The organism is Piscinibacter sp. HJYY11 (assembly GCF_016735515.1).
GTDB lineage: Bacteria > Pseudomonadota > Gammaproteobacteria > Burkholderiales > Burkholderiaceae_C > Rhizobacter.
On record NZ_JAERQZ010000001.1, the window covers coordinates 376,368 to 402,826 of the forward strand.

General features: G+C 68.7%; 22 protein-coding genes. 17 read left to right on the forward strand and 5 right to left on the reverse strand.

Annotated features, from left to right (window positions below; all coding sequences use genetic code 11):
• The first annotated feature begins 99 nt into the window (after positions 1 to 99).
• A complete protein-coding gene (locus JI745_RS01730; protein ID WP_201803267.1) occupies positions 100 to 3,045 on the forward strand; it encodes a YncE family protein in 2,946 nt (981 codons plus the stop codon).
• A gap of 57 nt (positions 3,046 to 3,102) precedes the next feature.
• Here the strand turns inward: JI745_RS01730 and JI745_RS01735 are convergent, their stop codons facing one another.
• Complete coding sequence (locus JI745_RS01735) at positions 3,103 to 6,318, reverse strand: exo 1,3/1,4-beta-D-glucan glucohydrolase (RefSeq protein WP_201803268.1); 3,216 nt, start codon at positions 6,316 to 6,318, stop codon at positions 3,103 to 3,105.
• A gap of 282 nt (positions 6,319 to 6,600) precedes the next feature.
• Here JI745_RS01735 and JI745_RS01740 point away from each other — a divergent pair, with 282 nt between their 5' ends.
• The 9 genes from JI745_RS01740 (at position 6,601) to JI745_RS01780 (ending at position 14,297) form a co-directional block, all read left to right on the forward strand.
• Positions 6,601 to 8,871, forward strand: a complete 2,271-nt coding sequence (locus JI745_RS01740) for a cation-translocating P-type ATPase (protein WP_201803269.1) — start codon at positions 6,601 to 6,603, stop codon at positions 8,869 to 8,871.
• 9 nt (positions 8,872 to 8,880) lie between these two features.
• On the forward strand, positions 8,881 to 9,039 hold the full coding sequence (gene ccoS, locus JI745_RS01745) for a cbb3-type cytochrome oxidase assembly protein CcoS (protein WP_201803270.1): 159 nt from the start codon (positions 8,881 to 8,883) through the stop codon (positions 9,037 to 9,039).
• Between the two features lie 71 nt (positions 9,040 to 9,110).
• Complete coding sequence (gene ccoN, locus JI745_RS01750) at positions 9,111 to 10,559, forward strand: cytochrome-c oxidase, cbb3-type subunit I (RefSeq protein ID WP_201803271.1); 1,449 nt, start codon at positions 9,111 to 9,113, stop codon at positions 10,557 to 10,559.
• A 20-nt stretch (positions 10,560 to 10,579) separates the two neighbouring features.
• Positions 10,580 to 11,203 (forward strand): cytochrome-c oxidase, cbb3-type subunit II, encoded by a 624-nt coding sequence (gene ccoO / locus JI745_RS01755; protein WP_201803272.1) that lies wholly within the window; start codon positions 10,580 to 10,582, stop codon positions 11,201 to 11,203.
• 15 nt (positions 11,204 to 11,218) lie between these two features.
• Complete coding sequence (locus tag JI745_RS01760; RefSeq protein ID WP_201803274.1) at positions 11,219 to 11,389, forward strand: CcoQ/FixQ family Cbb3-type cytochrome c oxidase assembly chaperone; 171 nt, start codon at positions 11,219 to 11,221, stop codon at positions 11,387 to 11,389.
• A complete protein-coding gene (gene ccoP / locus JI745_RS01765) occupies positions 11,382 to 12,293 on the forward strand; it encodes a cytochrome-c oxidase, cbb3-type subunit III (protein WP_201803275.1) in 912 nt (303 codons plus the stop codon). The genes JI745_RS01760 and ccoP overlap by 8 nt, the downstream gene beginning before the upstream one ends.
• A gap of 10 nt (positions 12,294 to 12,303) precedes the next feature.
• Entirely contained in the window at positions 12,304 to 13,764 is a 1,461-nt protein-coding gene (gene ccoG / locus JI745_RS01770) for a cytochrome c oxidase accessory protein CcoG (RefSeq protein WP_201803277.1), read from the forward strand.
• A 33-nt stretch (positions 13,765 to 13,797) separates the two neighbouring features.
• The gene (locus JI745_RS01775) at positions 13,798 to 14,031 is read left to right on the forward strand and encodes a nitrogen fixation protein FixH (protein WP_201803279.1); all 234 of its coding nucleotides are present in this window, start codon (positions 13,798 to 13,800) and stop codon (positions 14,029 to 14,031) included.
• 2 nt (positions 14,032 to 14,033) lie between these two features.
• Positions 14,034 to 14,297 carry a hypothetical protein gene (locus JI745_RS01780; protein ID WP_201803281.1) on the forward strand — a complete coding sequence of 88 codons (264 nt, stop codon included), beginning with the start codon at positions 14,034 to 14,036 and terminating at the stop codon, positions 14,295 to 14,297.
• Between the two features lie 15 nt (positions 14,298 to 14,312).
• On the opposite strand, the gene fnr is transcribed toward JI745_RS01780, so the two are convergent.
• Entirely contained in the window at positions 14,313 to 15,083 is a 771-nt protein-coding gene (gene fnr, locus JI745_RS01785; RefSeq protein ID WP_201803283.1) for a fumarate/nitrate reduction transcriptional regulator Fnr, read from the reverse strand.
• A 102-nt stretch (positions 15,084 to 15,185) separates the two neighbouring features.
• On the opposite strand from fnr, the gene hemN reads away from it, so the two are divergent.
• Both hemN and JI745_RS01795 read left to right on the forward strand, forming a co-directional pair.
• Positions 15,186 to 16,607 (forward strand): oxygen-independent coproporphyrinogen III oxidase, encoded by a 1,422-nt coding sequence (gene hemN, locus JI745_RS01790; protein ID WP_201803285.1) that lies wholly within the window; start codon positions 15,186 to 15,188, stop codon positions 16,605 to 16,607.
• Positions 16,607 to 17,302: a sulfite exporter TauE/SafE family protein gene (locus JI745_RS01795; protein WP_201803286.1), complete on the forward strand. Its 696-nt coding sequence runs from the start codon at positions 16,607 to 16,609 to the stop codon at positions 17,300 to 17,302. Before hemN ends, JI745_RS01795 begins: the two co-directional genes overlap by 1 nt.
• Here JI745_RS01795 and JI745_RS01800 read toward each other — a convergent pair.
• Entirely contained in the window at positions 17,299 to 18,300 is a 1,002-nt protein-coding gene (locus tag JI745_RS01800; RefSeq protein ID WP_201803287.1) for a GlxA family transcriptional regulator, read from the reverse strand. The two genes, JI745_RS01795 and JI745_RS01800, sit on opposite strands and share 4 nt — an antisense overlap.
• Positions 18,301 to 18,398: 98 nt before the next feature.
• Between JI745_RS01800 and JI745_RS01805 the strand changes: the two genes are divergently transcribed.
• Positions 18,399 to 18,842 carry an MAPEG family protein gene (locus JI745_RS01805; protein ID WP_201803288.1) on the forward strand — a complete coding sequence of 148 codons (444 nt, stop codon included), beginning with the start codon at positions 18,399 to 18,401 and terminating at the stop codon, positions 18,840 to 18,842.
• Positions 18,843 to 18,905: 63 nt separating this feature from the next.
• Positions 18,906 to 20,366 carry an NAD(P)/FAD-dependent oxidoreductase gene (locus tag JI745_RS01810; RefSeq protein WP_201803289.1) on the forward strand — a complete coding sequence of 487 codons (1,461 nt, stop codon included), beginning with the start codon at positions 18,906 to 18,908 and terminating at the stop codon, positions 20,364 to 20,366.
• Positions 20,367 to 20,370: 4 nt separating this feature from the next.
• On the opposite strand, the gene JI745_RS01815 is transcribed toward JI745_RS01810, so the two are convergent.
• A complete protein-coding gene (locus tag JI745_RS01815; RefSeq protein WP_201803290.1) occupies positions 20,371 to 20,841 on the reverse strand; it encodes a hypothetical protein in 471 nt (156 codons plus the stop codon).
• A gap of 210 nt (positions 20,842 to 21,051) precedes the next feature.
• Here JI745_RS01815 and JI745_RS01820 point away from each other — a divergent pair, with 210 nt between their 5' ends.
• A complete protein-coding gene (locus JI745_RS01820) occupies positions 21,052 to 21,831 on the forward strand; it encodes a Crp/Fnr family transcriptional regulator (RefSeq protein WP_201803291.1) in 780 nt (259 codons plus the stop codon).
• Between the two features lie 21 nt (positions 21,832 to 21,852).
• Here JI745_RS01820 and JI745_RS01825 read toward each other — a convergent pair whose 3' ends face one another.
• A complete protein-coding gene (locus JI745_RS01825; protein ID WP_201803292.1) occupies positions 21,853 to 23,067 on the reverse strand; it encodes an amino acid ABC transporter substrate-binding protein in 1,215 nt (404 codons plus the stop codon).
• Between the two features lie 266 nt (positions 23,068 to 23,333).
• On the opposite strand from JI745_RS01825, the gene JI745_RS01830 reads away from it, so the two are divergent.
• Complete coding sequence (locus JI745_RS01830; RefSeq protein WP_201803294.1) at positions 23,334 to 25,817, forward strand: PAS domain S-box protein; 2,484 nt, start codon at positions 23,334 to 23,336, stop codon at positions 25,815 to 25,817.
• Complete coding sequence (locus tag JI745_RS01835; protein ID WP_201803296.1) at positions 25,814 to 26,437, forward strand: response regulator transcription factor; 624 nt, start codon at positions 25,814 to 25,816, stop codon at positions 26,435 to 26,437. Before JI745_RS01830 ends, JI745_RS01835 begins: the two co-directional genes overlap by 4 nt.
• Positions 26,438 to 26,459 lie beyond the last annotated feature (22 nt).

Consider the following 26,459-nt stretch of genomic DNA (forward strand, 5'->3'; position numbering starts at 1 on the left):
TCCTGCCTGGCTGCGTGTGCCCTCAGCGCACATGCCCAGAGCACGCTTCTCCAGCAGAGTTTCTCGAGCGGCCTCGGCACGTTCAGCTCTGCCGGTTCCGTGACCACCTCCAGCCTGGGCGCCACCATGACGGCCGCGCTGCTGAGCACCGATGGCGTGATCACCTCGTCGCCCATCAGCACGGTGGGCTACAACAACATCACGGTCGCGTTCGACCGCGTCACCGCCGGGCTCGACCTCGGTGAGGGCGGCATCGCCGAATACGCCCTCAACGGCGGGGCCTTCACGCAGATCGAATCGACCCGCGTCACCACCAGCGGCCGCGTCAGCTTCACGCTGCCCGCCGCGGCGGCCAACCAGACGAGCGTGGTGGTGCGCTTCCGCGTCGATGCCAACAGCTCGACCGAAAGCTACCGCGTCAACAACGTCACCGTGGCCGGCACGTCCACCGGCGGCGGTGGCGGCAATGCGAGCCGCCCGCCCATCGGCGACTTCGTCACCTTCGAGAGCGGCCACGTGCGGCCGATGGCCATCAACAGCACCGGCACCCGCCTGTATGCCGTCAACACGCCCGACAACCGCGTGGAGGTGTTCGACATCACCGGCAGCACGCCGACGCTGCTCGACTCCATCCCCGTCGGCATGGAGCCGGTGGCCGTGGCACTCGCCAACGACAACCAGCTCTGGGTGGTGAACCACCTGTCCGACAGCGTGAGCATCGTCGACGTGACCACGCTGCCCGGCAAGGTGATCAACACCCTGCTGGTGGGCGACGAGCCGCGCGACATCGTCTTCGCCGGCGCGGGCAACAAGTGGGCCTTCATCACCGCCGCACACCGCGGCCAGAACGCCGGCTTCGACCCGCAGCTCACCACCGCCGGCGTGGGCCGTGCCGACGTCTGGGTCTACTCGGTCGCAAGCCCGGGCACGCGCCTGGGCGGCCAGCCGGTCACGCGCCTGAACATGTTCGGCGACACCCTGCGCGCGCTTGCCCGCAATGCCGACGGCACCCGCGTCTACGCCGCCGTCTTCAACTCGGGCAACAAGACCACGATCCTCACCGACGACATGCAGGAGGGCGGCATCGACAAGCCGCCGCCCACCACCGCGGCCGACGGCACGCAGCAGCCCCAGACCGGCCTGATCGTGCAGAAGAACGCCAACGGCGACTGGATCGACAACGGCGACCCCAGGACCGGCGTGGCCCCGCGCGTGTGGAACAGCCGCGTGCGCATGAACCTGCCCGACTACGACGTGTTCACCATCGACACCACCGGCACCCTGCCGACGGTGACGGGCCGCGTCTCGGGCGTGGGCACCACGCTCTTCAACATCGCCGTCAACCCGAGCTCGGGCAAGGTGTACGTGAGCAACCAGGAAGCGCGCAACGTCGTGCGCTTCGAAGGCCCGGGCACCCGCTCGACGACCGTGCGCGGCCATTTCGTCGAGAGCCGCATCACGGTGGTCGATGGCAGCACCGTCTCGCCGCGCCACCTCAACAAGCACATCACGAGCTACAACGCCGCGGTGGGCACGGCGGCCGAGAAGGCCGCCGCGCTCGCCACGCCGCTCGAGATGGCGATCTCTCCTGACGGCGGCACGCTGTACCTGGCCGCGATGGGCTCCAACAAGCTCGGCCGCTTCAGCACCTCGCAGCTCGAAGCCAACACCTTCACCCCCTCGGCCAGCAGCCACGTCACGCTGACCGGCGGTGGCCCGACCGGCGTGGTGCTCGACGCGCCGCGCAACCGTGCCTTCGTCACCACGCGCTTCGACAACGGCATCTCGGTCGTCAACACCTCGAGCTTCACCGAAGCCGCGCACGTGCGCATGGCCAACCCCGAGCCTGCCGTCGTGGTGAACGGCCGCCCCTTCCTCTACGACGCCCAGCTCACCTCGAGCCGTGGTGACTCGTCGTGCTCGGGCTGCCACATCTTCGGCGACATGGACCACCTGGCCTGGGACCTGGGCAACCCGGACGAGCGCCGCGTGCAGAACCCGACGCCGTACAACACCAATGTCCCGCGCATCGGCCGCAACACCAACCTGCATCCGATGAAGGGCCCGATGACCACGCAGAGCCTGCGCGGCATGACCGGCAACGGCCCCATGCACTGGCGCGGTGACCGCACCGGCGCGAGCCGCGTGGCCGGCCAGACGGTGGAAGACCAGGCCTTCAAGGACTTCAACCCCGCCTTCACCGGCCTGCTCGGGCGCGAGACGCAGCTCACCGCAGCGCAGATGGATGCGTTCACGAAGTTCGCGCTGAAGCTGACCTATCCGCCGAGCCCGATCCTCAACCTCGACCTTTCGCTGACCTCGGCGCAGGCGGCCGGCCAGACGGCCTACAACACCGTCACCTCCGACACGATCACCACCTGCAACGGGTGCCACGTGGTCAACCCGGTGGCCAACCGCTTCGGCACCGACGGCACGATGGCCATCGAAGGCGGCGGGGTGGACGAGGACATGAAGATCCCGCACCTGCGCAACATGTACCAGAAGGTCGGCATGTTCGGCGAGAACACCCAGGTCACGAGCGAGCCGCGCGTGGGCGACCAGATCCGCGGCTTCGGCTTCGACAACTCGGGCGCCTCGGGCACCGTGTTCAAGTTCCTGAGTGCCGCGGTCTTCACGCTCAACACCACGCAGCGCGCCAACGTCGAGCAGTTCGTGCTGGCGATGAACTCGGAGATGAACCCCATCGTCGGCCAGCAGGTGACGGTGACGCCGACTAACGCTTCGCAGACCGACATCACCGGCCGCCTCAACCTGCTCGTGTCGCGCGCCCGTGTGACGAGCCCGCGCCCCGAGTGCGAGCTGATCGCCAAGGGGGTGATCTCCGGCCAGCAGCGCGGCTGGGTGATGAACGCCAGCCAGCAGTTCGTGCCCAACAAGTCGGGTGAGGCGGCGCAGTCGCTTTCCGGCCTGCTGAGCCAGGCGAGCGCCGCCGGCGCGCCGCTGACCTTCACCTGCGTGCCGCCGGGCAACGGCACACGCTTCGGTGTGGACCGCGACGCCAACGGCACGCTGGACCGCGACTGATCTCGCGGCGGCGCCCCGCGGGAGCGGGGCGCTGTCGTTTCGCTCAGGAAGGGCTGCCTACTGCGTCAGCCGGATGTTGCGCACCTGGAACTGCACGCCCTGCTGATCCCCCCAGGTCGGGAAGATGCCGAAGGGCGTGCGGATGTTCTCCAGCGTGAAGCAGGGATTGAACTCGCTGCCCGCCACATCGGCCACGTTGAGCGTGACGGTGTGGAACTGCCCGTCGGCCGCCGGCCGCGCCGGCACCGGGTAGTCGTTGTTGCGGCAGTCGGTGCCCGTGCTCTCCATCTTGATGACCAGGCCTGTGGTGTTGCTGCCCCAGCTCGTCACCCGCAGCTCGAAGCTGATCTGCCCGTTCGCGTAGTTGCTCAGGTTGATCGGCTGGCCGCTGATGAAGCTGATGCCGTTGTCGCCGTCGGCCGCGAAGCTCAGGTCGATCACGCCCGGGGTCGTGGTGGTGTCGGCCACCACGTGGGTGCCGTTGCCCGACCAGGTGCCGAGCGTGAAGCCGCCGAGGAAACTGCCGTCGGTGCCGAACAGCGTGGCCGTGGGGCCGGGCAGCGGTTCGATGGTGGGCGGCGGGGGCGGCTGCAGCGCGCTGCAGGGCAGGGCGTCGGCGTCGGTCGCTGCACCCACCTGCCAGCGGATGTTGGCGAAGGTCGCGCTGAACGGCCGCTCGGTGTAGAGCAGGAAGGGCACGTCGACCAGCGTGAAATCGGTGCCCTTGCTGCCGGTGCTGATGAAGCAGCTGAGCGGGATCTTCACGGTCGACCGCTGGTTCAGCGGCAGGCCCCGCAGGACCGTCGTCATGTCGAGCTCGCCGAAGCAGGGGTACTGGCAGTCGATGCGCGTCAGCACCGTGCCCTCGGGCGCGGCGTTGACGATGACGTCGTAGACCAGCGCGGCGTTGGCACCCGCGACCACGTAGCTCGTGTAGTCGTTGGTCACGCCGACGGACTGGGCCATGAACTGGCCGGTGCCCGTCCAGGTGACGCGCTTGGCGTCCTGCTGGACGTTGACCTGGGCGGTCTGCACCGTCACGTTGCCGTCGCCGGTCGTGACCACCGCGTTCAGGTCCACGCCCACGGGCACGGCCCAGCCGGAAGGCGAGCCGATGTAGAGCCTGTGCAGCGGGCTTTCGGCCTGCTGGTAGACGATCAGGTCTTCGGTGGCCGCAGGGCCGCTCGGAGGCGTCTGGCCGCAGCCGATGGTGGGCACGGTCTCGTCCAGCGCGGGCACGGTTCCGCCCTGCGTGTAGCTCAGGCCATAGCCGTAGGCGAACAGCGGGTTGTAGGTGGCGTCGCCCTTGTTGACCGTGGTCTGGCAGGCTTCGCGCGGCCAGGAGAACGACAGCTTGCCGCTGAAGTCGACGTTCACCGTACCGTCGGCCTTGCGGAACAGCACATCGGCGATGCCCTTGCCTTCGGTGCCGGGCAACCAGGCGGCGACGAAGGCGTCGCTGCGGTTGAGCTCGCGGTTCACCCACACCGGGCGGCCGGTGAGCAGCACGGTGACGACCGGGATGCCGTGACCACTGACCGCGTTGATGACCGCGAGGTCTTCGGGGTAGCGCCTGGCGTGTTCCAGCGTGCCGGTGCGGCCGATGTCGCCCACACCTTCGGCATACGGCGTTTCGCCGATCACGGCGATCACGGCCTTATACTCGGCGAAGTCCACGCCGGTGCCGGTGGCCGAGAAGGTCACGTTGCCGTCGCCCGCCGCTTCGCGGATGCCGGCGAGCACCGAGTCGGCGTTCGGGAAATCGGCGTTGGTGTTGCTCGTGCCCTGCCAGGTGAGCGACCAGCCGCCGCTCTGGTTGGCGATGTTGTCGGCGTTCTTGCCGACGACGAGGATCTTCTCGCCGCGTGCGAGCGGCAGCACGCCGTTGGCGTTCTTCAGCAGCACCAGCGACTTGCGCACCGCTTCACGCGCCAGGTCGCGCGCCAGCAGGCCGTCGGGCGCGCCCACGCCGGGGCGCAGCGAGGGCCGCGTCGAGACGGCCTGGCCTCCTTCGAGCTTGAGGATGCCGGCGCGCATCTTCACGCGCAGGATGCGCGTTACCGCGTCGTCGATGCGCGCCATCGGGATGGTGCCCGCCTCGACGGCGGCGATGGTGTTGGTGATGAAGGCACGCCAGTCGTCCGGCACCATCACGATGTCGATGCCGGCGTTGATGGCCGGCGGGCAGTCGGAGTTGGTGCAGGTGCGCGTGGTGCCGGTGCTGTCCTGGTAGGTCACCTGGCCGATGCCGTTCCAGTCGGACACGATCAGGCCGTCGAAGCCCATCTTGCCCTTCAGCACGTCGGTCATCAGGTAGCGGTTGCCGTGCATCTTCACGTTGTTGAAGTCGAGTGCGGTGCCGCTGCCGTCGGTGCCGGTGAAGGTCCAGCTGTTGAACGAGGCCATCACGGTCTGCGCGCCGGCCGCGAGCGAGGTGTAGTAGCCCGCGCCGTGGATGTTCATCATGTCGCGCAGGTTGGCCTTCGTTTCGCCCTGGTCCTTGCCCATGTCGGTGCCGCCGTCGCCCATGAAGTGCTTGGCGGTGGCGATCACGGTGGGCCGGCCGGCCGGGTCGAAGCGGCCTTGCAGGCCGGTGGTGAAGCGCCCGCCGTAGTCGCTCACGATGGCCGGGTCTTCGGAGAAGCCCTCGTAGGTGCGGCCCCAGCGGTCGTCGCGCACCACGGCCAGCGTGGGGGCGAAGGTCCAGTCGATGCCGGTGGTGCGGACCTGCTTCGCGACCGCAGCGCCGATGCGCTCGATCATCTCGGGGTCATTGGCGGCACCCAGGCCGATGTTGTGCGGAAAGAGGGTGGCGCCGTAGAGGTTGTTGTGGCCGTGCACGGCATCCGTGCCCCAGATGAGCGGCACCTTGATGGCCATGTCGGTGGACATCGAGGCTTCCCAGTAGGCATCGGCCAGCGCCACCCAGTCGGCCGCGCTCGCGCGCTTGTTGTTGCCGGGCCAGGCGCCGCCGCCGTTGAGCACCGAGCCGATGTAGTACTGCCGCACCTCGGCCGGCGTGATCGCCGTGATGTTGGGCTGCGTCATCTGGCCGACCTTCTGCGCCAGCGTCATGCCGGCGAGGATGGTCTGGATCTGCGCTTCCTGCGTGGCGTCGCGCGCGATCACGCTCTGCACGCGGGGCCAGTCCTGCAGTTCGGGTGAAGCAGCGGGTGGCGCGGCGGTGTCGTCGCCGCCGCCGCAAGCGGCCAGCATCAGGCTCAAGGCCAACGCGCTGGCCGAGAGCCCAGACGCCCGTAATGTGATGTTCATGTTGTCTCCTCTGCACCGGTTGGAAAGCCCGCGGGGGCGGGCTGAAGCACGGAAGGGGCGCGAGACGGAACCGGTTCCAAACTTGCGCGAGGTCGGACTCTAAAAGCATTAATGTTTTGTTAACCTAGGTTAACTACTGATTAATGGTCTTGTGGCGGCCGGACGGGCGCCGGGACCGCGGGGCCAACGGCACAGACCGCGACTGATCTGCCCGAGCCGGCTTGAGGCCGCGGAATTGATCTGCGTCATGCGTCGGTGCCGTCGCACTTCCTAGAGTGGCGCATGACCTCCCCACAGGCCGGCGTGGCCTTGCCCCTGCCTCCCTTGACACCACGCGAGAAAGCCGCGCTCGACGACGACGCGCCTCTCGCGAAGTGCACAAGCTGGCGCCAGGCGGCCGATGGCCGGCGCGAAGCCGAGTCGGTGCTGGCCTTGCAGGGCATGTATTGCGCGGCATGCGCCGGCGTGATCGAGGCGGCGCTCCGGCGCGTGCCCGGTGTGCAGAGCGCAGAGGTGAATGCTGCAAGCGAGCGCGCCTCGGTGCGCTGGGACCCTTCTCGCACACGCGCCTCGGCACTGGTCGATGCGGTGCAGGCCGCCGGCTACCGCGCGCTCCCCGCAGAGCACGAAGCGGCCCGCGGCGCGCGGCTGCGCGAGTCGCGACAGGCCTTGTGGCGCCTCTTCGTGGCGGGCTTCTGCATGATGCAGGTGATGATGCTCACCACGCCCGGCTACCTGGCCGAGCCGGGTGAGATTGCGCCCGATCTCGCGGCACTGATGGGCTGGGCGGCCTGGGTGCTGACGCTGCCGGTGCTGCTCTTTTCGGCCGGCCCGTTCTTCAAGGGCGCGTGGAACGCGCTGCGCCAGCGGCGCATCGGGATGGACGTGCCCGTGGCCCTCGGCATCGCCGTCACCTTCATCGCCGGCACGGTGGTGACCTTCGAGCCCACCGGTGCCTTCGGTGCCGACCCGTACCTCGATTCGATGACCATGTTCGTGAGCTTCCTGCTGGCCGGGCGCTGGCTGGAACTGCGGGCGCGCCATCGCAGCACCGAGGCGCTTGACGCGCTGCTGCAGCGCCTGCCCGATGCGGTGGAGCGGCTGGCCGACGACGGCACGGCCGAGACCGTGCCGGTCGCACGCCTGCAGGTCGGTGACCGCGTGCGCGTGGCCGCCGGCCAGGCCTTCCCGGGTGACGCGCAGGTGCTCGAAGGCAGCACGCAGGTCGACGAAGCGATGCTCACCGGCGAATCGCGCCCCGTGGAGCGCGCGGTGGGCGACGAGGTGGTCGGCGGCAGCCTCAACCTTGCGGCGCCGGTCGTCGTGCGTGTGCAGCAGCTCGGCGAGGGCACGTGCTACCAGCAGATCGTCGAGCTGCTGCAGCATGCCTTGACCCAGCGCCCCGGCGTGCTGCGCCTGGCCGACCGCCTGGCCGGCCCGTTCCTGCTTGGCGTCTTGCTGCTCGCCGCGGGCGCTGCGGCGGCGTGGAGCGTGATCGACCCGACACGTGCGGTGTGGGTGGCCGTCGCGGTGCTCATCGTCACCTGCCCGTGTGCGCTGTCGCTGGCCGCCCCGGCCGCGCTGCTGGCCGCCACGGGCGGTCTCGCGCGGCGCGGCGTGCTGGTGCAGCGGCTCGATGCGATCGAGGCGTTGGCCAGCGTCGACACCGCCGTCTTCGACAAGACCGGCACGCTGACGCAAGACCGCCTCGTGCTCGCCGCCACGGTGCTCACGCCTCACGCAGACCGGGTGGCGTTGCTGTCGCGAGCGGCGTCGCTTGCGGCGCTGTCGCGCCACCCGCTGTCGGTGGCGTTGGTGCATGCCCTCCCGGCCGCCTCGCACGACTGGCGCGAGCTGCAGGAGGTCGCAGGGCGGGGCATCGAGGCGCACGACGCGCAGGGACGCCTCTGGCGGCTGGGCGCGCCCGACTGGGTTGGCATCGCAGTCGCGGGCACGGCCACGCGGCCACGCGTCGCCTTCGCTCCCCACCGGGCCTCACTCGATGAGCAGGTGCTGTTCGAGTTCGATGAAGCCCTGCGCACCGATGCGCAGGAAGCGCTGCAAGAGCTCGTGTCGCACGGTCTGCAGGTGCGTCTCTTGTCCGGAGACGCCGAAGGCAGCGTGCAGGCCGTGGCCCACCGTCTCGGCATCGCCCGAGCGCAAGGCCAAGCCACGCCTGAAGACAAGCTGCGCACCATCGAAGCGCTGCAAGGGCAGGGCCACCGCGTGCTGATGGTGGGCGATGGCCTCAACGATGGCCCGGTGCTCGCGCGCGCCGACGTGTCGTTCGCCCTCGCGCACGGCAGCGCCCTCGCGCAGCAGCGCTCCGATTTCATCGTGCTCGGCAGCCGCCTCGGCGAGATCCCCGCCGCGCTCGAGCGAGCCCGCCAGACCGTGCGCGTGATGCGCCAGAACCTCGGCTGGTCGATCGCCTACAACGCCGCCTGCGTGCCGCTGGCACTCACCGGCCACCTGCCGCCCTGGGCCGCGGGCCTCGGCATGGCGGGGAGCTCGCTGTTCGTGGTGCTCAACGCACTGCGCCTCTCACGCTGACGACGAAAGATGGAAAGCCTCTACCTCCTGCTCCCGCTCTCGGTGCTGCTCGTGCTCGCGCTCATCGGTGTCTTCGGCTGGGCGGTGCAGGCGGGCCAGTTCGACGACCTCGAGCGTGAAGGTCTGCGCGTGCTCGACGCCGACGGCGATCCACCTGCCGGCGCTTGATCCTCGTCAAGGGCCTTCCGGAGGGTGCTTCCGACAATCGAAGCAACCCAAAAACCCAACGGACCCGACCCATGAACACCAACTCTCCGGCCCTTGCAACGCCGGTCTACAGCGACGCGGTGGTGCGCAACTTCGCGCTCGCCGCCGTGCTGTGGGGCATCGTCGGCATGGCGGTCGGCGTGCTCATCGCCGCGCAGCTGACCTGGCCCGAACTCAACTTCGGCATCTCGTGGCTCAGCTACGGCCGACTGCGCCCGCTGCACACCAACGCGGTGATCTTCGCCTTCGGCGGCAGTGCGCTCTTTGCCAGCAGCTACTACGTGGTGCAGCGCACCTGCCAGGTGTCGCTCTTCCTGCCCAAGCTCGCGGCCTTCACCTTCTGGGGCTGGCAGCTCGTGATCGTGGCGGCCGCCATCTCGCTGCCGCTCGGCTACACGCAGGGCAAGGAGTACGCCGAGCTCGAGTGGCCGATCGACCTCCTGATCGCCGCCGTGTGGGTGGCCTACGCCATCGTCTTCTTCGGCACCATCGGCATCCGCAAGATCCGCCACATCTACGTCGCCAACTGGTTCTTCGGCGGCTTCATCCTCGCCGTGGCCCTGCTGCACATCGTCAACAGCGCGGCCATCCCGGCGGGCGCGATGAAGAGCTACTCGGCCTACGCCGGCGTGCAGGACGCGATGGTCCAGTGGTGGTACGGCCACAACGCGGTGGGCTTCTTCCTCACCGCCGGCTTCCTCGGGATGATGTATTACTTCATCCCCAAGCAGGCCGAGCGGCCGGTGTACTCGTATCGCCTGTCGATCGTTCACTTCTGGGCGCTGATCTTCACCTACATGTGGGCGGGCCCGCACCACCTGCACTACACCGCGCTGCCCGACTGGGCGCAAAGCCTCGGCATGATCTTCTCGCTGGTGCTGCTCGCGCCCAGCTGGGGCGGCATGATCAACGGGATCATGACCCTGAGCGGTGCGTGGCACAAGCTGCGTGACGACCCCATCCTCAAGTTCCTGATCGTGTCGCTGTCGTTCTACGGCATGAGCACCTTCGAGGGCCCGATGATGTCGATCAAGACCGTCAACGCCCTCAGCCACTACACCGACTGGACGGTGGGCCACGTGCACAGCGGCGCGCTCGGCTGGGTCGGCCTCATCTCCATGGGCACGCTGTACTACCTGGTGCCGCGCATGTTCGGCCAGACCAGGATGTTCAGCGTCAAGGCGATCGAGCTGCACTTCTGGATCGCGACCGTGGGCATCGTGCTCTACATCGCCGCGATGTGGATCGCCGGCGTGATGCAGGGCCTGATGTGGCGCGCGGTCAACCCCGACGGCACGCTGGTCTACACCTTCGTCGAGAGCGTGAAGGCGAGCTTCCCTTTCTACGTGGTGCGCCTGCTGGGCGGCGTGCTCTACCTGAGCGGCATGTTGATCATGGGCTGGAACGTGTGGAAGACGGCCATGAACGGCCGCGCCGTGCCGGTCGCGGTGCCGCCCGTCGCCGCTGCGGCCCACGCGTGAACTGAAAAGGCAGACACACCATGTCCTCAAAGACCGAATCCCGCTTCAGCCACCAGAAGATCGAGACCAGCAACTTCCTGATGATCGTGCTCATCCTGCTCGTGGTGGCGGTGGGCGGCATCGTGGAGATCGTGCCGCTGTTCTTCCAGCGCTCGACCACGCAGCCGGTCGAAGGCCTCAAGCCCTACACCGCGCTGCAGCTCGCCGGGCGCGACGTCTACGTGCGCGAGGGTTGCTACAACTGCCACTCGCAGATGATCCGGCCCTTCCGCGCCGAGACGCTGCGCTATGGCAAGTACTCCACCGCGGGCGAGTTCGTCTACGACCACCCCTTCCAGTGGGGCAGCAAGCGCACCGGCCCCGACCTGCACCGCGTGGGCGGCAAGTACAGCGACGACTGGCATCGCCTGCACCTCATCAGCCCACGCGACCTGGTGCCCGAGTCGAACATGCCGGCCTACCCCTGGCTCGACAAGGCGCCGGTCGACGGCAAGGCATTGCCCAACCACCTGAAGGCCTTGCGCGTGGCCGGCGTGCCCTACACCGATGCCGACATCGCCGGCGCCACCGACGCGGTGAAGAACAAGACCGAGCTCGACGCACTCATCGCCTACCTGCAGGTGATGGGCACGGCCCTCAAGTAAGACGGGAAGAACGACATGGACCTCAACGACCTTCGATCCCTGGTGACCCTGGTCTCGCTCGCCACCTTCGCCGGCATCTGCACCTGGGCCTGGGCCCGGCGCAACCGCGACCGCTTCGACGAAGCGGCCCTCGTTCCCTTCATGGCCGACGCCGACGACGCCGCTATGGGAGCCCGCCATGAGTGACTTCTTCAACAGCGGCTGGTCGACCTTCATCGCCATCGCCACGGTGGGGTCGCTCGTCGCCTGCCTGGCGCTGCTCGTCATCGCCTCGCGCCGCACGCCGATGGCCAAGGACAACACCACCGGCCACGTGTGGGACCAAGACCTGGTGGAGCTCAACAACCCGCTGCCGCGCTGGTGGATGGTGCTGTTCGTGTTGACCGTGGTGTGCGGCGGTGCTTATGTCTTCCTCTACCCCGGCCTCGGCAGCAGCGCCGGCACGCTGAACTGGACGAGCACCGGCCAGTACGAAGCCGAGCAGAAGAAGGCCAACGACGCCATGGCGGCGGTCTACGCGCGCTACGTCGCGCAGCCCGCCGAGGTGCTGGCCAAGGATGCCGGCGCCATGGGCATCGGCGAGCGCCTCTTCGTCAACAACTGCGCCGCCTGCCACGGGTCGGACGCACGCGGCAGCAAGGGCTTCCCCAACCTGACCGACAGCGACTGGCTCTACGGCGGCTCGCTCGAGGCCATCAAGGAGACGATCGCCAAGGGCCGCACCGGCAACATGCCCCCCATGGCCGCGGCCGTGGGCTCGTCGACCGACGTGGGCAACCTCGCGCACTACGTGCTCAGCCTGTCGGGCAGCCCGCACAACGCGATCCAGGCCAACGAAGGCCGGGCCAAGTTTGCCGCCTGTGCGGCCTGCCACGGCGTGGGCGGCAGGGGCAACCCGGCACTGGGCGCGCCCAACCTCGCCGACAAGGTGTGGCTGCACGGCTGGGGCGAGGACGCGATCGTGTCGATCGTCAACAAAGGCAAGGTCAACGTCATGCCGGCGCATGACTCGCGCCTGACGCCGGGCCAGATCCACGTGCTCGGTGCCTACGTGTGGAGCCTTTCGCACGGCAGCGGCACGAGCCCTTGATTCCTTCGCGATGAGCAGTAACCCGTCACGTGTCATTCCCATCGCCGCCGCCGAAGCCGCAAGCGGCATCGAAGGCGAGGGCGGCTGGCTCTTCGAGAAGCAGAAGAAGATCTACCCGCGCTCGGTGACGGGCACCTTCGCCAAGTGGCGCTGGGCGATGGTGTGGCTCACGCAGATCATGTTCTACGGCCTGCCCTGGCTGCAATGGAACGACCGCCAGGCGGTGCTCTTCGACCTGGCCGCGCGGCGCTTCTACATCTTCGGCCTGGTGCTGCATCCGCAGGACCTGGTCTATCTCGCGGCGCTGCTCATCATCAGCGCCTACCTGCTGTTCCTCTTCACCGCGGTGGCGGGGCGATTGTGGTGTGGCTTCAGCTGCCCGCAGACGGTCTACACCGAAATCTTCCTCTGGGTGGAGCGCCGGTTCGAGGGCGACCGCATCGCGCGCATGCGGCTCGATGCCGCGCCGTGGTCGTTCGAGAAGCTGTGGCGCAAGGGCGGCAAGCAGGCCGCGTGGATCGGGATCGGCCTGTGGACGGGCTTCACGCTCGTGGGCTACTTCACGCCGGTGAAGGTGCTGTGGGGCGAAGCGTTCACCATGTCCTTCGGCCCGTGGGAATGGTTCTGGGTGCTCTTCTACGGCTTCGCCACCTACGGCAACGCCGGCTACCTGCGCGAGCAGGTCTGCACCTACATGTGCCCGTATGCGCGCTTCCAGAGCGCGATGTTCGACCGCGACACGCTCATCGTCAGCTACGACCCGCAGCGTGGCGAACCGCGCGGCTCGCGCGGCCGCAAGGTCGACCCCAGAGCCAAGGGGCTGGGCGACTGCATCGACTGCGGCCTGTGCGTGCAGGTGTGCCCGACCGGCATCGACATCCGCAACGGCCTGCAGTACCAGTGCATCAGCTGTGCCTCGTGCGTCGACGTGTGCAACGAGGTGATGGACAAGATGAACTACGAACGCGGGCTGATCCGCTTCGCGACGCAGAACGGGTTGTCCAACCGCTGGTCTTCGGGGCAGACCCTGAAGCGTGTGCTGCGGCCGCGCGTGCTCGTCTACAGCGGCGTGCTGGCGCTCATCTGCATCGGCTTCGTGGTGAGCCTCGCGCTGCGCAGCCCGTTCCGTGTCGACGTGGTGCGTGACCGAGGGGCGCTCGCGCGGCTGGTGGATGACGGTGCTGTCGAGAACGTCTACCGGCTGCAGGTGATGAACGCCACCGAGGCCACGCAGCGCTACCGCGTCTCGCTCGATGGGCTGGACGGTGCCGCGATCAGCTCGCGCGCCGACTTCGAGGTGGGTGCGGCCGAGGCGCGCTGGTGGCCGGTGAGCGTGCAGGTGCCGCACGGCGTGGCCAGGTCGCTGGGCGCCGGTGCGCACGCCATCCGCTTCCGCATCGAGCGGCTGGCGCATGGGGAAGACGGGGCGGCGGTGGTCGACGAGAAGTCGACCTTCGTCGTGCCGCGATGAAGCGTGGATGAGTTGGAAACAGGAGACCTTGCGATGAACGCCAATGTGAAGACCGTTCCGGCACCCACGCCCTGGTGGCGCGTGGGCATGGTGTGGCTGGTGCTGGCCGGGCCTGCGGCCGTGGTGCTGGCCGGCATCGTCACGCTGAAGATCGCGCTGACACACGTGGACCCGGTGGTGCAGGTGCCGGCGGCGGTGGCCGACAGCTCGGGCTCCATGAGCCCGGCGCTGAAGGCTCGCAACCACGCGGCCACGCCGACGCCCTGACCATGTTGTCGCCGGCCTTCCGCCAGCGGGCGCTGCAGATCCTGTGGCCGTCGTTCCTGATGGCCGGGGTGCTGGAGATGCTGCTGTTTGCGGTGATCGACCCGAGCGACCTGCGGTGGTTCGGCGGGGAGGTGGTCGGCTGGCCCAGGCAGGCAGTCTATACGGCCACCTTTTTCATCTGCTGGGGGGTGATGGCGGTGTCGGGGGCGGTGACGGTGCTCTTGATGAAGGCCGACAGCGAGGTGAACCGGCAAGACCCGTTCTAGCAGTGTGAACAGACCCTAGCAGCGAGCGCTGTTGACGAGGCGACGCAGCCCTTCGGCATCCAGGATGCGAATGTCCCGCTGCTTCACCTCCAGCAGCCCGTCATCGTGAAACTTCGAGAAGGTTCGGCTCACCGTTTCGAGCTTGAGCCCGAGGTAGGAGCCGATCTCCTCGCGCGTCATGCGCAGCACGAGAGACGATGACGAGAACCCGCGAGCCTGCAGGCGCTGCGTGAGGTTCAGCAGGAACGCCGCCAGCCGCTCCTCGGCCCGCATCGACCCGAGCAGCAGCATCACGCCATGGTCGCGCACGATCTCGCGGCTCATGATCTTGTGGAACTGCCGCTGCAGCTCACCGAACTCGCGTGACAGCGACTCGAGCTGCGAATACGGGATCACGCACAGCTGCGAATCCTCCAGCGCCACCGCGTTGCAGCTGTGCCGCTCGTGGCCGATGCCGTCGAGCCCCAGCAATTCGCCGGCCATCTGGAAGCCGGTCACCTGGTCTCGCCCGTCTTCGAGCGACACGCAGGTCTTGAAGAAGCCGGTGCGCACCGCATACAGGCACTGGAAGCTGTCGCCCACGCGGAAGAGCAGGTCGCCCCGCGCGACGCTGCGCCGCGTGGTGACGAGCGTGTCGAGCCGGTCCATGTCGGCCTGCGGCAGGCCCACGGGCAGGCACAGCTCGCGCAGGCTGCAGCTGGAGCAGGCCACCTTGAGCGCGGGCGCCGGTGCGGCAGCGCGGGTGCTGCGCTTGCTGGCGGCGAAGGACGGGACGGTGTCGGTCATGTGATGCATCTCAAGCCTGCGAGGATTCTGTTGGTGCAGGCCGTCACGGCGCTTGACCGGCGTCAATGCGCGCGCGGGTCGCCTTGGCACAGTGGGGGCACCATGAGCGACGTCCTGTGTCCACCGGCTGCGCCCAGCGCAACGCCCCATTTCCAGATCACGCCCGAGCTGCTGCAGCGCTACGACGTCGCCGGCCCGCGCTACACCTCGTACCCCACGGCCGACCGCTTCGTCGAAGCGTTTGGTCAGGCCGACCATGAGCGTGCCGCACGGCTGCGTGCGCAAGGTGCTGCCGCTGCGCCGTTGTCGGTCTACGTGCACATTCCGTTCTGCGAATCGGTGTGCTACTACTGTGCCTGCAACAAGGTCGTGACCCGCGACCATGGGCGCGCTGCGGTCTACCTCGACGCGCTCGAACAGGAGATGGACCTGCACACCGCGCTGCTCGGCGTGGGGCAGAGCGTCTCGCAGCTGCACCTGGGCGGCGGCACGCCCACCTTCCTCGGCGATGACGAGCTGAGCCGCCTGCTGGGCGCGCTGCGACGGCATTTCAGGATCGCCCCGGGCGCGGAGATGTCGATCGAGGTCGACCCGCGGACCGTCACGCGCGAGCGGCTGCAGCACCTTTTCACGCTCGGCTTCAACCGCCTGAGCTTCGGCGTGCAGGACTTCGACGAACAGGTGCAGCGCGCGGTGCACCGCGTTCAGCCCTTCGAGTCGGTGCGCGCCTTGATGGAGGCTTCTCGCGAGATCGGCTTCGAGTCGGTCAACGTCGACCTGATCTACGGCCTGCCCAGGCAGAACCCGGTGTCGTTTGGGAGGACGGTGCAGCAGGTCACCTCGCTGCGGCCCGACCGCATCGCGCTCTACGCCTATGCGCACCTGCCGCAGCGCTTCAAGCCCCAGCGTCGCATCGAGATCAGCGAGCTGCCGCCCGCAGGCCACCGCGTGGGCATGCTGAGCGACGCGATCGCGGCGTTTCTGGCGGCTGGCTACACCTACATCGGCATGGACCATTTCGCGCTGCCCGACGATGCCCTCGCCGTGGCCAAGCGCCAGGGCCGGCTGCACCGCAACTTCCAGGGCTACAGCACGCAGCCCGACTGCGATCTCGTGGCCCTCGGCGTGTCGGCCATCGGCCACATCGGTGCGACCTACAGCCAGAACGCGAAGACACTGCCCGAGTACTACGACGCGCTGGCCCAGGGCCAGCTGCCCATCGTGCGCGGCCTGGCGCTCACACGCGACGACCTGGTGCGCCGCGCGGTGATCATGGCGCTCATGTGCCAGGGCCGACTGGAGTTCGAATCGGTCGAGCTGGCGCACCTGGTCGACATGCGCGAGTACTTCAGCCGCGAGCTTGCGCAACTGGAGACGCTGGCTGAGCAGGGGCTGGTCGAGATCGAGCCGCGTGCGATCCAGGTCACCCGCATGGGCTGGCACTTCGTGCGCGCGGTGGCGATGGTGTTCGACCGCCACCTGCAGGCCGACCGCCAGCGCGAGAGGTTCTCTCGCATCATCTGATGGAACTCGCGCTCGTCTTCAGCGCGGCCTTGATGGGCCTGGCCGGCGTGCCGCACTGCCTGGCGATGTGCGGCGGCACGAGTGCGGGGGTGATCCGGGCGTGTGGCGGCGCAAACCAGGCGACGCTGGGCTTTCACGTCGGGCGTCTCACGGGCTATGCCGCCGGTGGCGCGGTGGCCGCATCGAGCGTGGCACTGCTGCGTCAGCTTGGCGAAGCAGCGCCTGCTTTGCGGCCCGTCTGGGTGCTCGTGCACCTGGCCGTGCTCGGCGTCGGGCTCTGGCTGGTGTGGACGGGGCGACAACCGCAGTGGATGCAAGGGCAGGGCCGTTCGCTGCCACCGGAACTCGCCGCCCAAGGCTGGCAACGGGTGCAAGGCCCGGTGCGTGCTGCCGGTGCCGGCATGCTGTGGCTCGCCTGGCCCTGCGGCCTGCTGCAATCGGCACTGGTCGTGGCCACGCTGGCGGGCAGTGCGGCGGCGGGTGCGGCAGTGATGGCGGCCTTTGCGATCACCTCGTCGATCGGGCTGGTGGCTGGGCCGGCGCTATGGCTGCGCCTGGGCGGTGACACGGCGGCCCATCTCATGGATGGCCGCTGGGCGGTGCGTCTGGCCGGCGCCGGCCTGGTCGCGGCCTCAGGGTGGGCGCTCGGGCACGGCCTGTGGGCGCGTGTCGTGGCGCTCTGCTTGGGCCCCTAGCGACGAAGACCGAAGCGCGCCCTGTAGTCGCTTGGCGTCACGTGCGCCCATTGTTTGAAGACCTTGTGCAAGGTCGAGGCGTCGGTGTACCCGCAGCGAGTGGCGATGTCTTCCAGCGACAGCAGCGTCGATTCCAGCAATGTCTTGGCGCGATCCACACGCATCTTCTGCGCGTACTGCACCGGGCCCACACCCATCACCTCCTTGAAGCGGCGCAGCAGCGTGCGTTCGCTGGTGCGGCAATGCTGCGCGAGGGCCTGCACCGTCCATGGCTGATCGAAGCGCCGACCCAGCCAGTTGCGTGCTCGCTCGATGACGACAGGGCCTTGGCCCTCGGCGATCGCCTGCGCCACATAGGGAGCCTGGCTCTCGCGCCGGCTGTCGTGCAGCAGCATGCGCGCCGCCATCTGGCGCATGTCATCGCCCGCATGCCGGCCCACCAGCCACAAGGCCAGGTCGAAATACGAGGTGACGCCGGCGGCCGAGATCAAGTCGCCGTCTTCGAGGAGGATGGCCTCCGGCTGCAACTGCATCGCCTTGAAATGCGTGCGGCAGTAGGCGGCGAGCCACCAACTGGTGGTGGCGCGGCGGCCGTCCAGCAGCCCGGCCCGCGCTACGAGGCAGGTCGCCGAGCAGCCGAACAACAACGGCAGGCCTTGCCCGGCCAGGGTTCGCAGCAGCGCCTGCTCGGGAGCGAGGGCATCGAGCACCTGGCTGAGGTCGGCTGTGTCTGCGTGCTCCACGCCGGGCACGATGAGCGCGCTGAGCGGGTGGGCGTCGGCCGCGACGGTGGAAAACCCCACGCCGCTGGTGTCGACACGCGCGCCGCGCCGTGCGCCCACCCAGTGGGCTTTGAACTCGACGCGCTGGGCGGCCGGCCTCGACGCCATGAGCCTGTTGGCGAGGGCCAGCACGTCGTGCGGCACCACGGCGCCGCTGCGGATGCACCCCGGAAAGACCAGGACGCCGATGTGAACGATGCGAGGCTTGGACGGCATGTGGCGGATTCCATCATGAACTTGTCATTTCAGCCAATGGCTGCGCGGCGGATGCACAGGCCCAATTCGCGTCGTCCATCACTCATCGAGACCGCGAGATGACGTCACTCGAAGCCTTCCCCGCGCTGCCTGCCTTTGCCATCGCACTGGTGGCCCTCTTTGCCAAGACGACATTCACCAGCGTGCTGCAGGTGATCAGCCGGGTGCGGGCCGGTGTGTTTCCCATTCCTGAAGATGCCCGCCTGATGCGCAAACCGCCGGCCGAGGCCGAGGCAGACTTCGTGCGCCGGTGCGCCAACATCTGGCGCAACGACACCGAGAACCTGCCCCTGTTCCTGGCCCTGGGGCTGACCTACACGCTGCTGGGGGCTCCAGCTGGCGCCGCGCAGGTGTACTTCGGCGCCTATGTGGCCCTGCGCTATACCCACACCGTGGTGTTCCTTCTGGGGCTTCAGCCCTGGCGCGCCTTGTTCTATCTTGCGGGGATGGCCGTGTGCTGGGCCATTGCGGTTGAAAGCGCCTTGCTGGCACAGATAAGGTAAACACCTCAGACGTGGCGGGCGCAAACGGAGCGAAGCTACCGGCTTCCAATTCGAGACGAGCCCATGTCCACCACCCACACCGATGTGCTCATCGTCGGCGCCGGCCTCTCTGGCATCGGCGCGGCCTGCCACCTGAAGAGGGAGTGCCCCGACCGCAGCGTCGTCATCCTCGAGGGGCGCGAGGCCATCGGCGGCACCTGGGACCTGTTCCGCTACCCCGGCATCCGCTCCGATTCCGACATGTACACCTTGGGCTACCGCTTCAAGCCCTGGACGCATGCGAAGGCGATCGCCGATGGCCCGACCATCCTCCAGTACATCCGGGAGACCGCGGCCGAGAACGGCATCGACAAGCAGATCCGCTTCGGCCACAAGGTGGTGGGCGCTTCGTGGTCCACACCCGATGCCAGGTGGACGGTGGAGGTCGAGCGCCACGACGGTGAGCGTGCCACCTTCACCTGCAACTTCCTCTTCATGTGCAGCGGCTACTACCGCTATGACGGCGGCTACCTGCCCGACTTCCCCGGCATCGGGCAGTACGCCGGCCGCGTGGTGCACCCGCAGAAGTGGACCCCCGACATCGACTACGCCGGCAAGCGCGTGGTGGTGATCGGCAGCGGCGCCACCGCGGTGACGCTCGTGCCCGAGATGGCCAGGACGGCGGCCCACGTGACGATGCTGCAGCGCTCACCGACCTATGTGGTGTCGCGCCCCGCGCAAGACCGCATCGCCAATGCATTGCGCAAGGTCCTGCCGGTACGCTGGGCCTACTTCCTCACGCGCTGGAAGAACATCGCGCTGTCGATGTACTTCTACCGCCTGTGCAAGCGACGGCCGGCGCAGGTCAAGCGGTACATGGTCAATGGCGTCCAGGCCGCCATCGGGAGCAAGGTCGACGTTGCCCGCCACTTCACGCCGCGCTACAACCCCTGGGACCAGCGCCTGTGCCTCGTGCCCGACGGCGATCTCTTCCGCATGCTCTACGCGGGCAAGGCCTCCGTGGTGACCGACGAGATCGAGCGCTTCACGCACCGGGGCCTGCTGCTCAAGTCGGGCACCGAGCTCGAGGCCGACCTGGTCGTCACCGCCACCGGCCTCGTGCTCACCTCGCTCGACGACATGGACCTGCGCGTCGACGGCCGCCAGGTCGAAGCGTCGAGGACCTTTGGCTACAAGGGCCTGATGTACAGCGACGTGCCCAATTTCGCCGTGTCCTTCGGCTACACCAATGCGTCGTGGACGCTGAAATGCGACCTGACCTGCGAGTACGTGTGCCGCCTGCTCAAGCACATGCAGCGCCACGGCCACCGGCAGGCCACGCCGCGCAACCACGACCCGGAGCTCCAGGCCGAGCCGTGGATCGACTTCACCTCGGGCTACGTGCAGCGCGCCGCCGCCCACATGCCCAAGCAGGGCTCCAAGGCACCGTGGAAGCTCTACCAGAACTACGTGCGCGACCTGATCACGCTGCGCTTCGGTCGCATCGACGACGGCGTGATGGAGTTCAGCCGGCCCGCTCGCTGAGGGGTCACGCCACCGCGCTGCAGAGCAGCGCCTGCAGCGCGTAGTGGTGGTTGACCGGCGTGCTGGCGCGGCGGCCGTGGGCCACGAGGTCCGCGGCAGCAACCCCCAGCCCGCAGAAGACCGGCCGGCCCGCGCCCCGCTCCAGCTCGCGCACCATCTCGTCGGGCAAGCCCTCGCATTCGATCGCGTCGTACAGCCGGCCGAGCAGCGGGGCGGTGTCTTTCGGCACGCCGGGGCGGATGTGCGACACGCGGGCGCCCAGTGCGCTGGCCGCGGCGGTGATCCCTTGCACGGCCTGTTCGTCGCCGGACTCGCTCATCACGGCGATGTTCTTGCCCCGCAGCGGCTGCTGCGGCCGGCCGGCCTCGGCGGCGAGCCTGAGCGATTCGGCGGTGCGCAGAAGGGACGCCAGGTCCCTGCTCGTCAGGCCGTCGAGCGAGCCAGGCTTGCGGTGTTGGAAAAAGCTGGGGTTCATCGTCGGATGAGAGCGTATGCACCCCGCTGCACGGGGCCTTGACCCGCGTCAATCGCCCGCCATCGGTTGCCGTCGCGGCACCGGCTGACACAGAGCGTTTACACAAGCCTCACCCGTTGTTACCCAGCGTCGCGCGCCGTTCGCACGCGGTTGTCGGTCGATTTCTAAAGTGACTTTCATCGCACACCCGACCGCCCCAAGGAGCCCCCGATGCTTGCCACCGCCACCGCCACCGACCAGACCCGTGTCGCCGCCGCCATCGCCCGCACCGTGCAACCGCCGCAGCACGAGACCTGCCAGGCCGGCCACCGCATCGCCGAAAACCTGAAGCTCCTCCACGACAGCCTGCCAATCACGCGGCGCCTGCTGCGTGCCGGCGATGCGGTCTACGAGGCCGGCGAGCGTTTCGAGTCGCTGCACGTGGTGAACTCGGGCATCTTCAAGCTGGTGAACCTGTCGGCCGACGGCCGCGAGCAGGTGGTGGGCCTTCAGTTCAAGGGCGACTGGCTGGGCTTCGACGGCATCGCGACCGGCCGCCACGGCTGCGACGCGGTGGCCATGGACACCGGCGAGGTCTGGACGGTGCGCTACGACGCGCTGCTGCAGGCCAGCCTGCGACAGCCGGCGCTGATGGCCGTGATGCACGCCGCGATGAGCCGCGAGATGTCGCGCGACCGCGATGCGCTGCTGTCGATCTGCACGCTGCCGGCCGATGCGCGCGTGGCCGAGTTCCTGCACAACTGGGCCGCGTCGCTCTCCGAGCGTGGCCTGCGCACGGACCAGATTACCTTGCGCATGACCCGCGCCGAGATCGGCAACTACCTCGGCATGAAGCTCGAGACGGTGAGCCGCGCGCTCTCGCGCCTGGCGCGCGACAAGGTCATCGAGTTCAGCGAGACCGGCCGCCGCGAGGTGCGCATCCCCGACCTGGCGGTGCTCTCGGCCTGCGTGCAGCGCAGCCTGGCGCCGGAGGGTGCCACGCTGCAGTGAGCCTGGGCCAGGCGGTCGCAGTCAGGCCCACGCTGGCTTGGTCGCCAGCATTGCCGCCGTCGCATTCGATGTCGGCCAGACCACCTCGAACTCGCCCTGTTGCCACTGGCTCACGGTTCCCGGCGTGCCGACGTTTTCGCCGCCGCTGAACCTGATCTTGCCCAGGAGGGTGTCGTGTTCGGTGTGGGCCACGTGATCACGGATGGCCTTGCGGTCCAGCCCGGCATGAGACACGGCGGCCGTCAGGATCTCCAGGGCCGCCCAGCCCGCGCCGCTGGCCCAGCGGTCCGGCTCCTTGCCGAACTTCTTCACGTGCGCGTCGAAATACGCCTTGGCGCCGGCGCTCGTTTTCGGATTCCACGAGCCCATGCCCATCACGCCTTCGGCACCGGTGCCCATCACGCTGCGGTACAGCGGGAAGGACGTGCCCACGCCCACGTAGAAGACCTTCGGGTTGAAGCCGATCTCCCGGCTCTGCCTGCTGACGAGGATGGTGTCCGGCGGGTACGTGAGGCCGATGAAGGCGTGGGGCGACTTGTCCTTCATCGTGCGCAGCACCGGCGACAGGTCCTTCACGCCGAACGGATAGCTCTTCTCCTCGAGGATCACGAGGCCGGCGTCCCGCGACGCGGTCGTCAGCGCCGCGTGGCATTCCAGGCCGAACAGGTCGTCGATGTAGATCACCGTGGCGGTCTTCACGCCGCCGGCCTTCAGCACCGCGACCAGCGCCCCCATCATCGGCTCGGCCTGCTGGAGCAGCGAGAAGTAGTACGGCAACTTCATCCGGATCAGCTGGCGGCTCAGCACGGTGGGAGCGAGCAGGGGGTAGCCGAATCGCGTGGCCAACGGCGCCACTGCGAAATTGGCATTGCTGCCATATGGCGGCAGCACCAGGTCCACCTTGTCCGAGCCCATCAGCTTCTCGTAGGTGCGAACGCAGGTCTCGACGTCGGTGCGATCGTCATAGCCGATCAGCTCGATCGGCCGGCGGCTGCCCGCCACGTTGAGCCCGCCCGCCGCGTTCTGCATCTCGGCCCATAGCAGGTAGTTGGGTTCCTGCGTGGCCTGAGCGCCGGCGGCCAGCGCGCCGCTGCGGGCCATCGCGTAGCCCACGCGCACCGGCGCCCGTTGCGCCGTGGCGGGCCGCGGCGCGCCCAGGCCGACCGGGGCGGCGGCAGCGAACTGGACGATGGCGCGGCGGGTCAGGCCTGCGCGGGGACTGCGGCGTGCGGTCATCGACGCCTCCGGAAAGATCGCTGGAGTGCCGGCTCGCAGGGCGGGCGCACCCAGTGGCAAGCCAGCTTACACCTGCCGGCGGCCGGCGCTGCAAGCGGGCGCCCGGCCGGGGTGCTGGCCGCGTGCGGACTTTCCCGGGGAGCTGCGTCCCATCCGGCCTGACCTCGGAATTGCACGGATTCTTGCGGCACGCCGCTGGGCCGAACCGGGCCAAAATGCTTCCGGCCGCTGATTTCCTGGTTCCGAGGACGCAGTAGTCGACAGCCATGGCAAGCAACCACGTGTCGCAGGTGCCCCAAGCCTCGAGCCTGGATGAGCACACGCGCCTGGCCCGGGCGCTGCGCGACAGCGAGGAACGGTTTCGAAGCCTGGTGCAGCTGTCGTTCGACGTCTACTGGGAGACGGACACGCAGCATCGCTTCACCCGCCAGGAGTTCGGCCCCAACGTGCAGGATGGTCCGGAGCCGGGCGCCAACATCGGCAAGACGCGCTGGGAGTTGCCGTATCTCGGGCCCGACGAGGACGCCTGGCGCAAGCACCGCGCCACGCTGGCCGCGATGCTGCCGTTCCGCGATTTCGAGATCGACCGCCCCACGGCTTCCGGCGGCATCCGTCACATGTCGGTGTCCGGATTCCCGGTGTTCGATGAAGACGGCCGCTTCACCGGCTACCGCGGCGTGGCGCGCGACATCACGCCGCTCAAGCGCGCCGAGGCGGAGCGCACCGCGCAGCTCTCCTTGCTGCAGGCCATGGATCGCATCAGCCGGGCGATGCAGGGCACGCACGACGTCGAACGCCTGCTGCGCGACGTGCTGGACGCGGCGATCGACCTGCTGGCGTGCGATCGTGCGTGGCTGCTGCATCCCTCGGATGCCGGCTTCACGCACTGGCGAGTCGCCATGGAACGCGTGCGTGCGCCGCTCGCCCCCGTGCTGGCGCCGGGTGCCGACCTGGCGGGCGACGAGCAGCTGGCGGCGGCTTTCGAAGCCTCGCGTGCTTCGGGCCACCCCGTCCAAGTGCTGCCGGGGACACTGGCGAGCCGCCACGGCATTCGCGCGCACCTGGCCATGGCGCTCCCGGCGACGGAGGCGCAGCCCAGCCTGCTCTGTCTGCACCGTTGCGCCCAGGCGCGCCCGTGGACCGACGAAGAACAGCGGCTCCTTCGCGAGATCGCCAGGCGCCTGGCCGAAGGCCTCGGCAGCCTGCTGCTGATCGAGAGCCTGCGCGACAGCGAGCGCCGCCTCGAAGCGGCGCAGCGGATCGCGCACGTCGGGTGGTGGGAGCGCGACTACCGCACGTCGCACGTGGTGCTGTCGCACGAGGCCAGCCGCATCTTCGGCGTGGAGCCCGTCGACATGCCGCATTGGCACGGGCGCTGGCTGGGGCTGATCCATCCGGACGATCGCTTGCGGGCCGCCGAGGCGGTCGAGGCGGCCTTGCAGGGCGGGCCGCGCTATGACGTGGAATACCGGGTGGTGCGCCCCGACGGCGAGGAGCGCATGGTGCACAGCCAGGGCGACGTGATCTGGAACGAGGCCGGCCAACCGATCCGGCAGTTCGGCGTGATGCAGGACATCACCGACCTGCGGCGTGCCCAGGAAAGCCTGCGGGCCAGCGAGGCACGTTTCCGCACCTTCGCGGACCACGCGGCGGATGCGTTCTTCCTCATGGACCTCGAACTGAAGGTGATCGACGTCAACCGCCAGGCCTGCGAAGGCCTGGGCTACACCCGCGACGAGCTGATCGGCATGAGGCCGCACGACTTCGACGTTGGGCTGGAGGCCCAGTCGATCGCGGAAATCGCCGAGCGCGCGGCCGCCGGCGAGACCGTCACCTTCGAGACCCGGCACCGGCGCCGGGACGGGTCCGTGTTTCCGGTCGAGATCCGCAGCGGGACCTTCGTCCAAGCGGGTCGGCTGCACTTCCTGGCCCTGGCGCGCGACATCACCGAGCGCAAGCGGGTGGAAGAGATGCTGAGGCTGCAGGACCATGCGCTGCAGACCTCGCGCATGGAGCTTGCGCACGTGTCGCGGCTGACCACGCTCGGTGAACTGAGCACGTCGATCGCGCACGAGGTCAGCCAGCCGCTGGGCGCCATGATCGCCAGCGCTGGCGCGTGTGTCCGCTGGCTGGCCGCCCAGCCGCCCAACCTGGCCGAGGCCCGCGCGACGCTGGCGAACATCGCGACCGACGGCGCCCGCGCCCGCGATGTCGTGGGGCGCATTCGTGCGCTGACCAAGCGCCAGATGGTCCGCATGCAGCGCCTGGACCTCAACCGCGAGCTGCGCGAGGTGCTCGCGCTGACCGAACACGAGTCGCGTGCCCACCGCATCGTGCGGCAGGCCGATCTCGATCCGGCCTTGCCGGCCGTGCTGGGCGACCGCATCCAGGTGCAGCAGGTGCTCCTCAACCTGGTGGTGAATGCGGCCGAGGCGATGAGCGCCGTGCAGGACCGCCCCCGCATGCTGACGCTCGTCTCGCGGCGCGACGGTGCCGACGCGATCCGGCTCGAGGTGCGCGACACCGGCAGCGGGATCGACCCGAAGCGCCTGGAGCAGGTGTTCGAGTCGTTCTTCACGACGAAGGAGGACGGCATCGGCATCGGCCTGTCGATCAGCCGCTCCATCGTCGAGGCCCATGGTGGAAGGCTGTGGGCCGGCGCGAATGAACCCCATGGCGCCGTCTTCAGCCTCACGCTCCCGGTCGCCCCGGCGGCCGAGGGCCATGACCCTGCCGGGGGGCGGCCATGACGGACGAGCGCGCGGCCGTCTTCGTCGTCGACGACGACGAGTCGATGCGGCGCGCACTGGACAGCCTGTTCCGGTCGGTCGGGCTCGATGTCCATCTGTACGCGTCGGCGCAGGCGTTCATGCGTGCCACGCGGGCGGACGTGCCCGGCTGCCTGGTGCTCGACGTGCGGCTGCCGGGGATGAGCGGGCTCACCTTCCAGCAGGAACTGGTCAAGGCCGGCATCGCCTTGCCGGTCATCTTCATCACCGGGCATGGCGATGTCCCGATGACCGTGCGCGCGATGAAGGCGGGGGCGGCCGACTTCCTCACCAAGCCGTTCGAGGAGCAGGCCTTGCTCGACGCCGTCGACGCCGCCATCGAACGCGACCGCGCCCGGCGGCGCGACGCCATACGCCTGGCCCAGCTGAGTCAGCTGTACCGCACGCTCAGCGAGCGCGAGCGTGAAGTCATGAAGCTCGTCGTGGCCGGCTTGGCCAACAAGCAGATTGCGGCCGAGCTGGGCCTGAGCCTCGTCACGGTCAAGGTCCACCGGGGTCAGGTCATGCGCAAGATGCTCGCCAAATCGGTTCCGGAGCTGGTGCGCATGGCCGATGGTCTGGGCCTGTCTCCGCTGCCATGACGGCAGGCCATACCAAGGTATA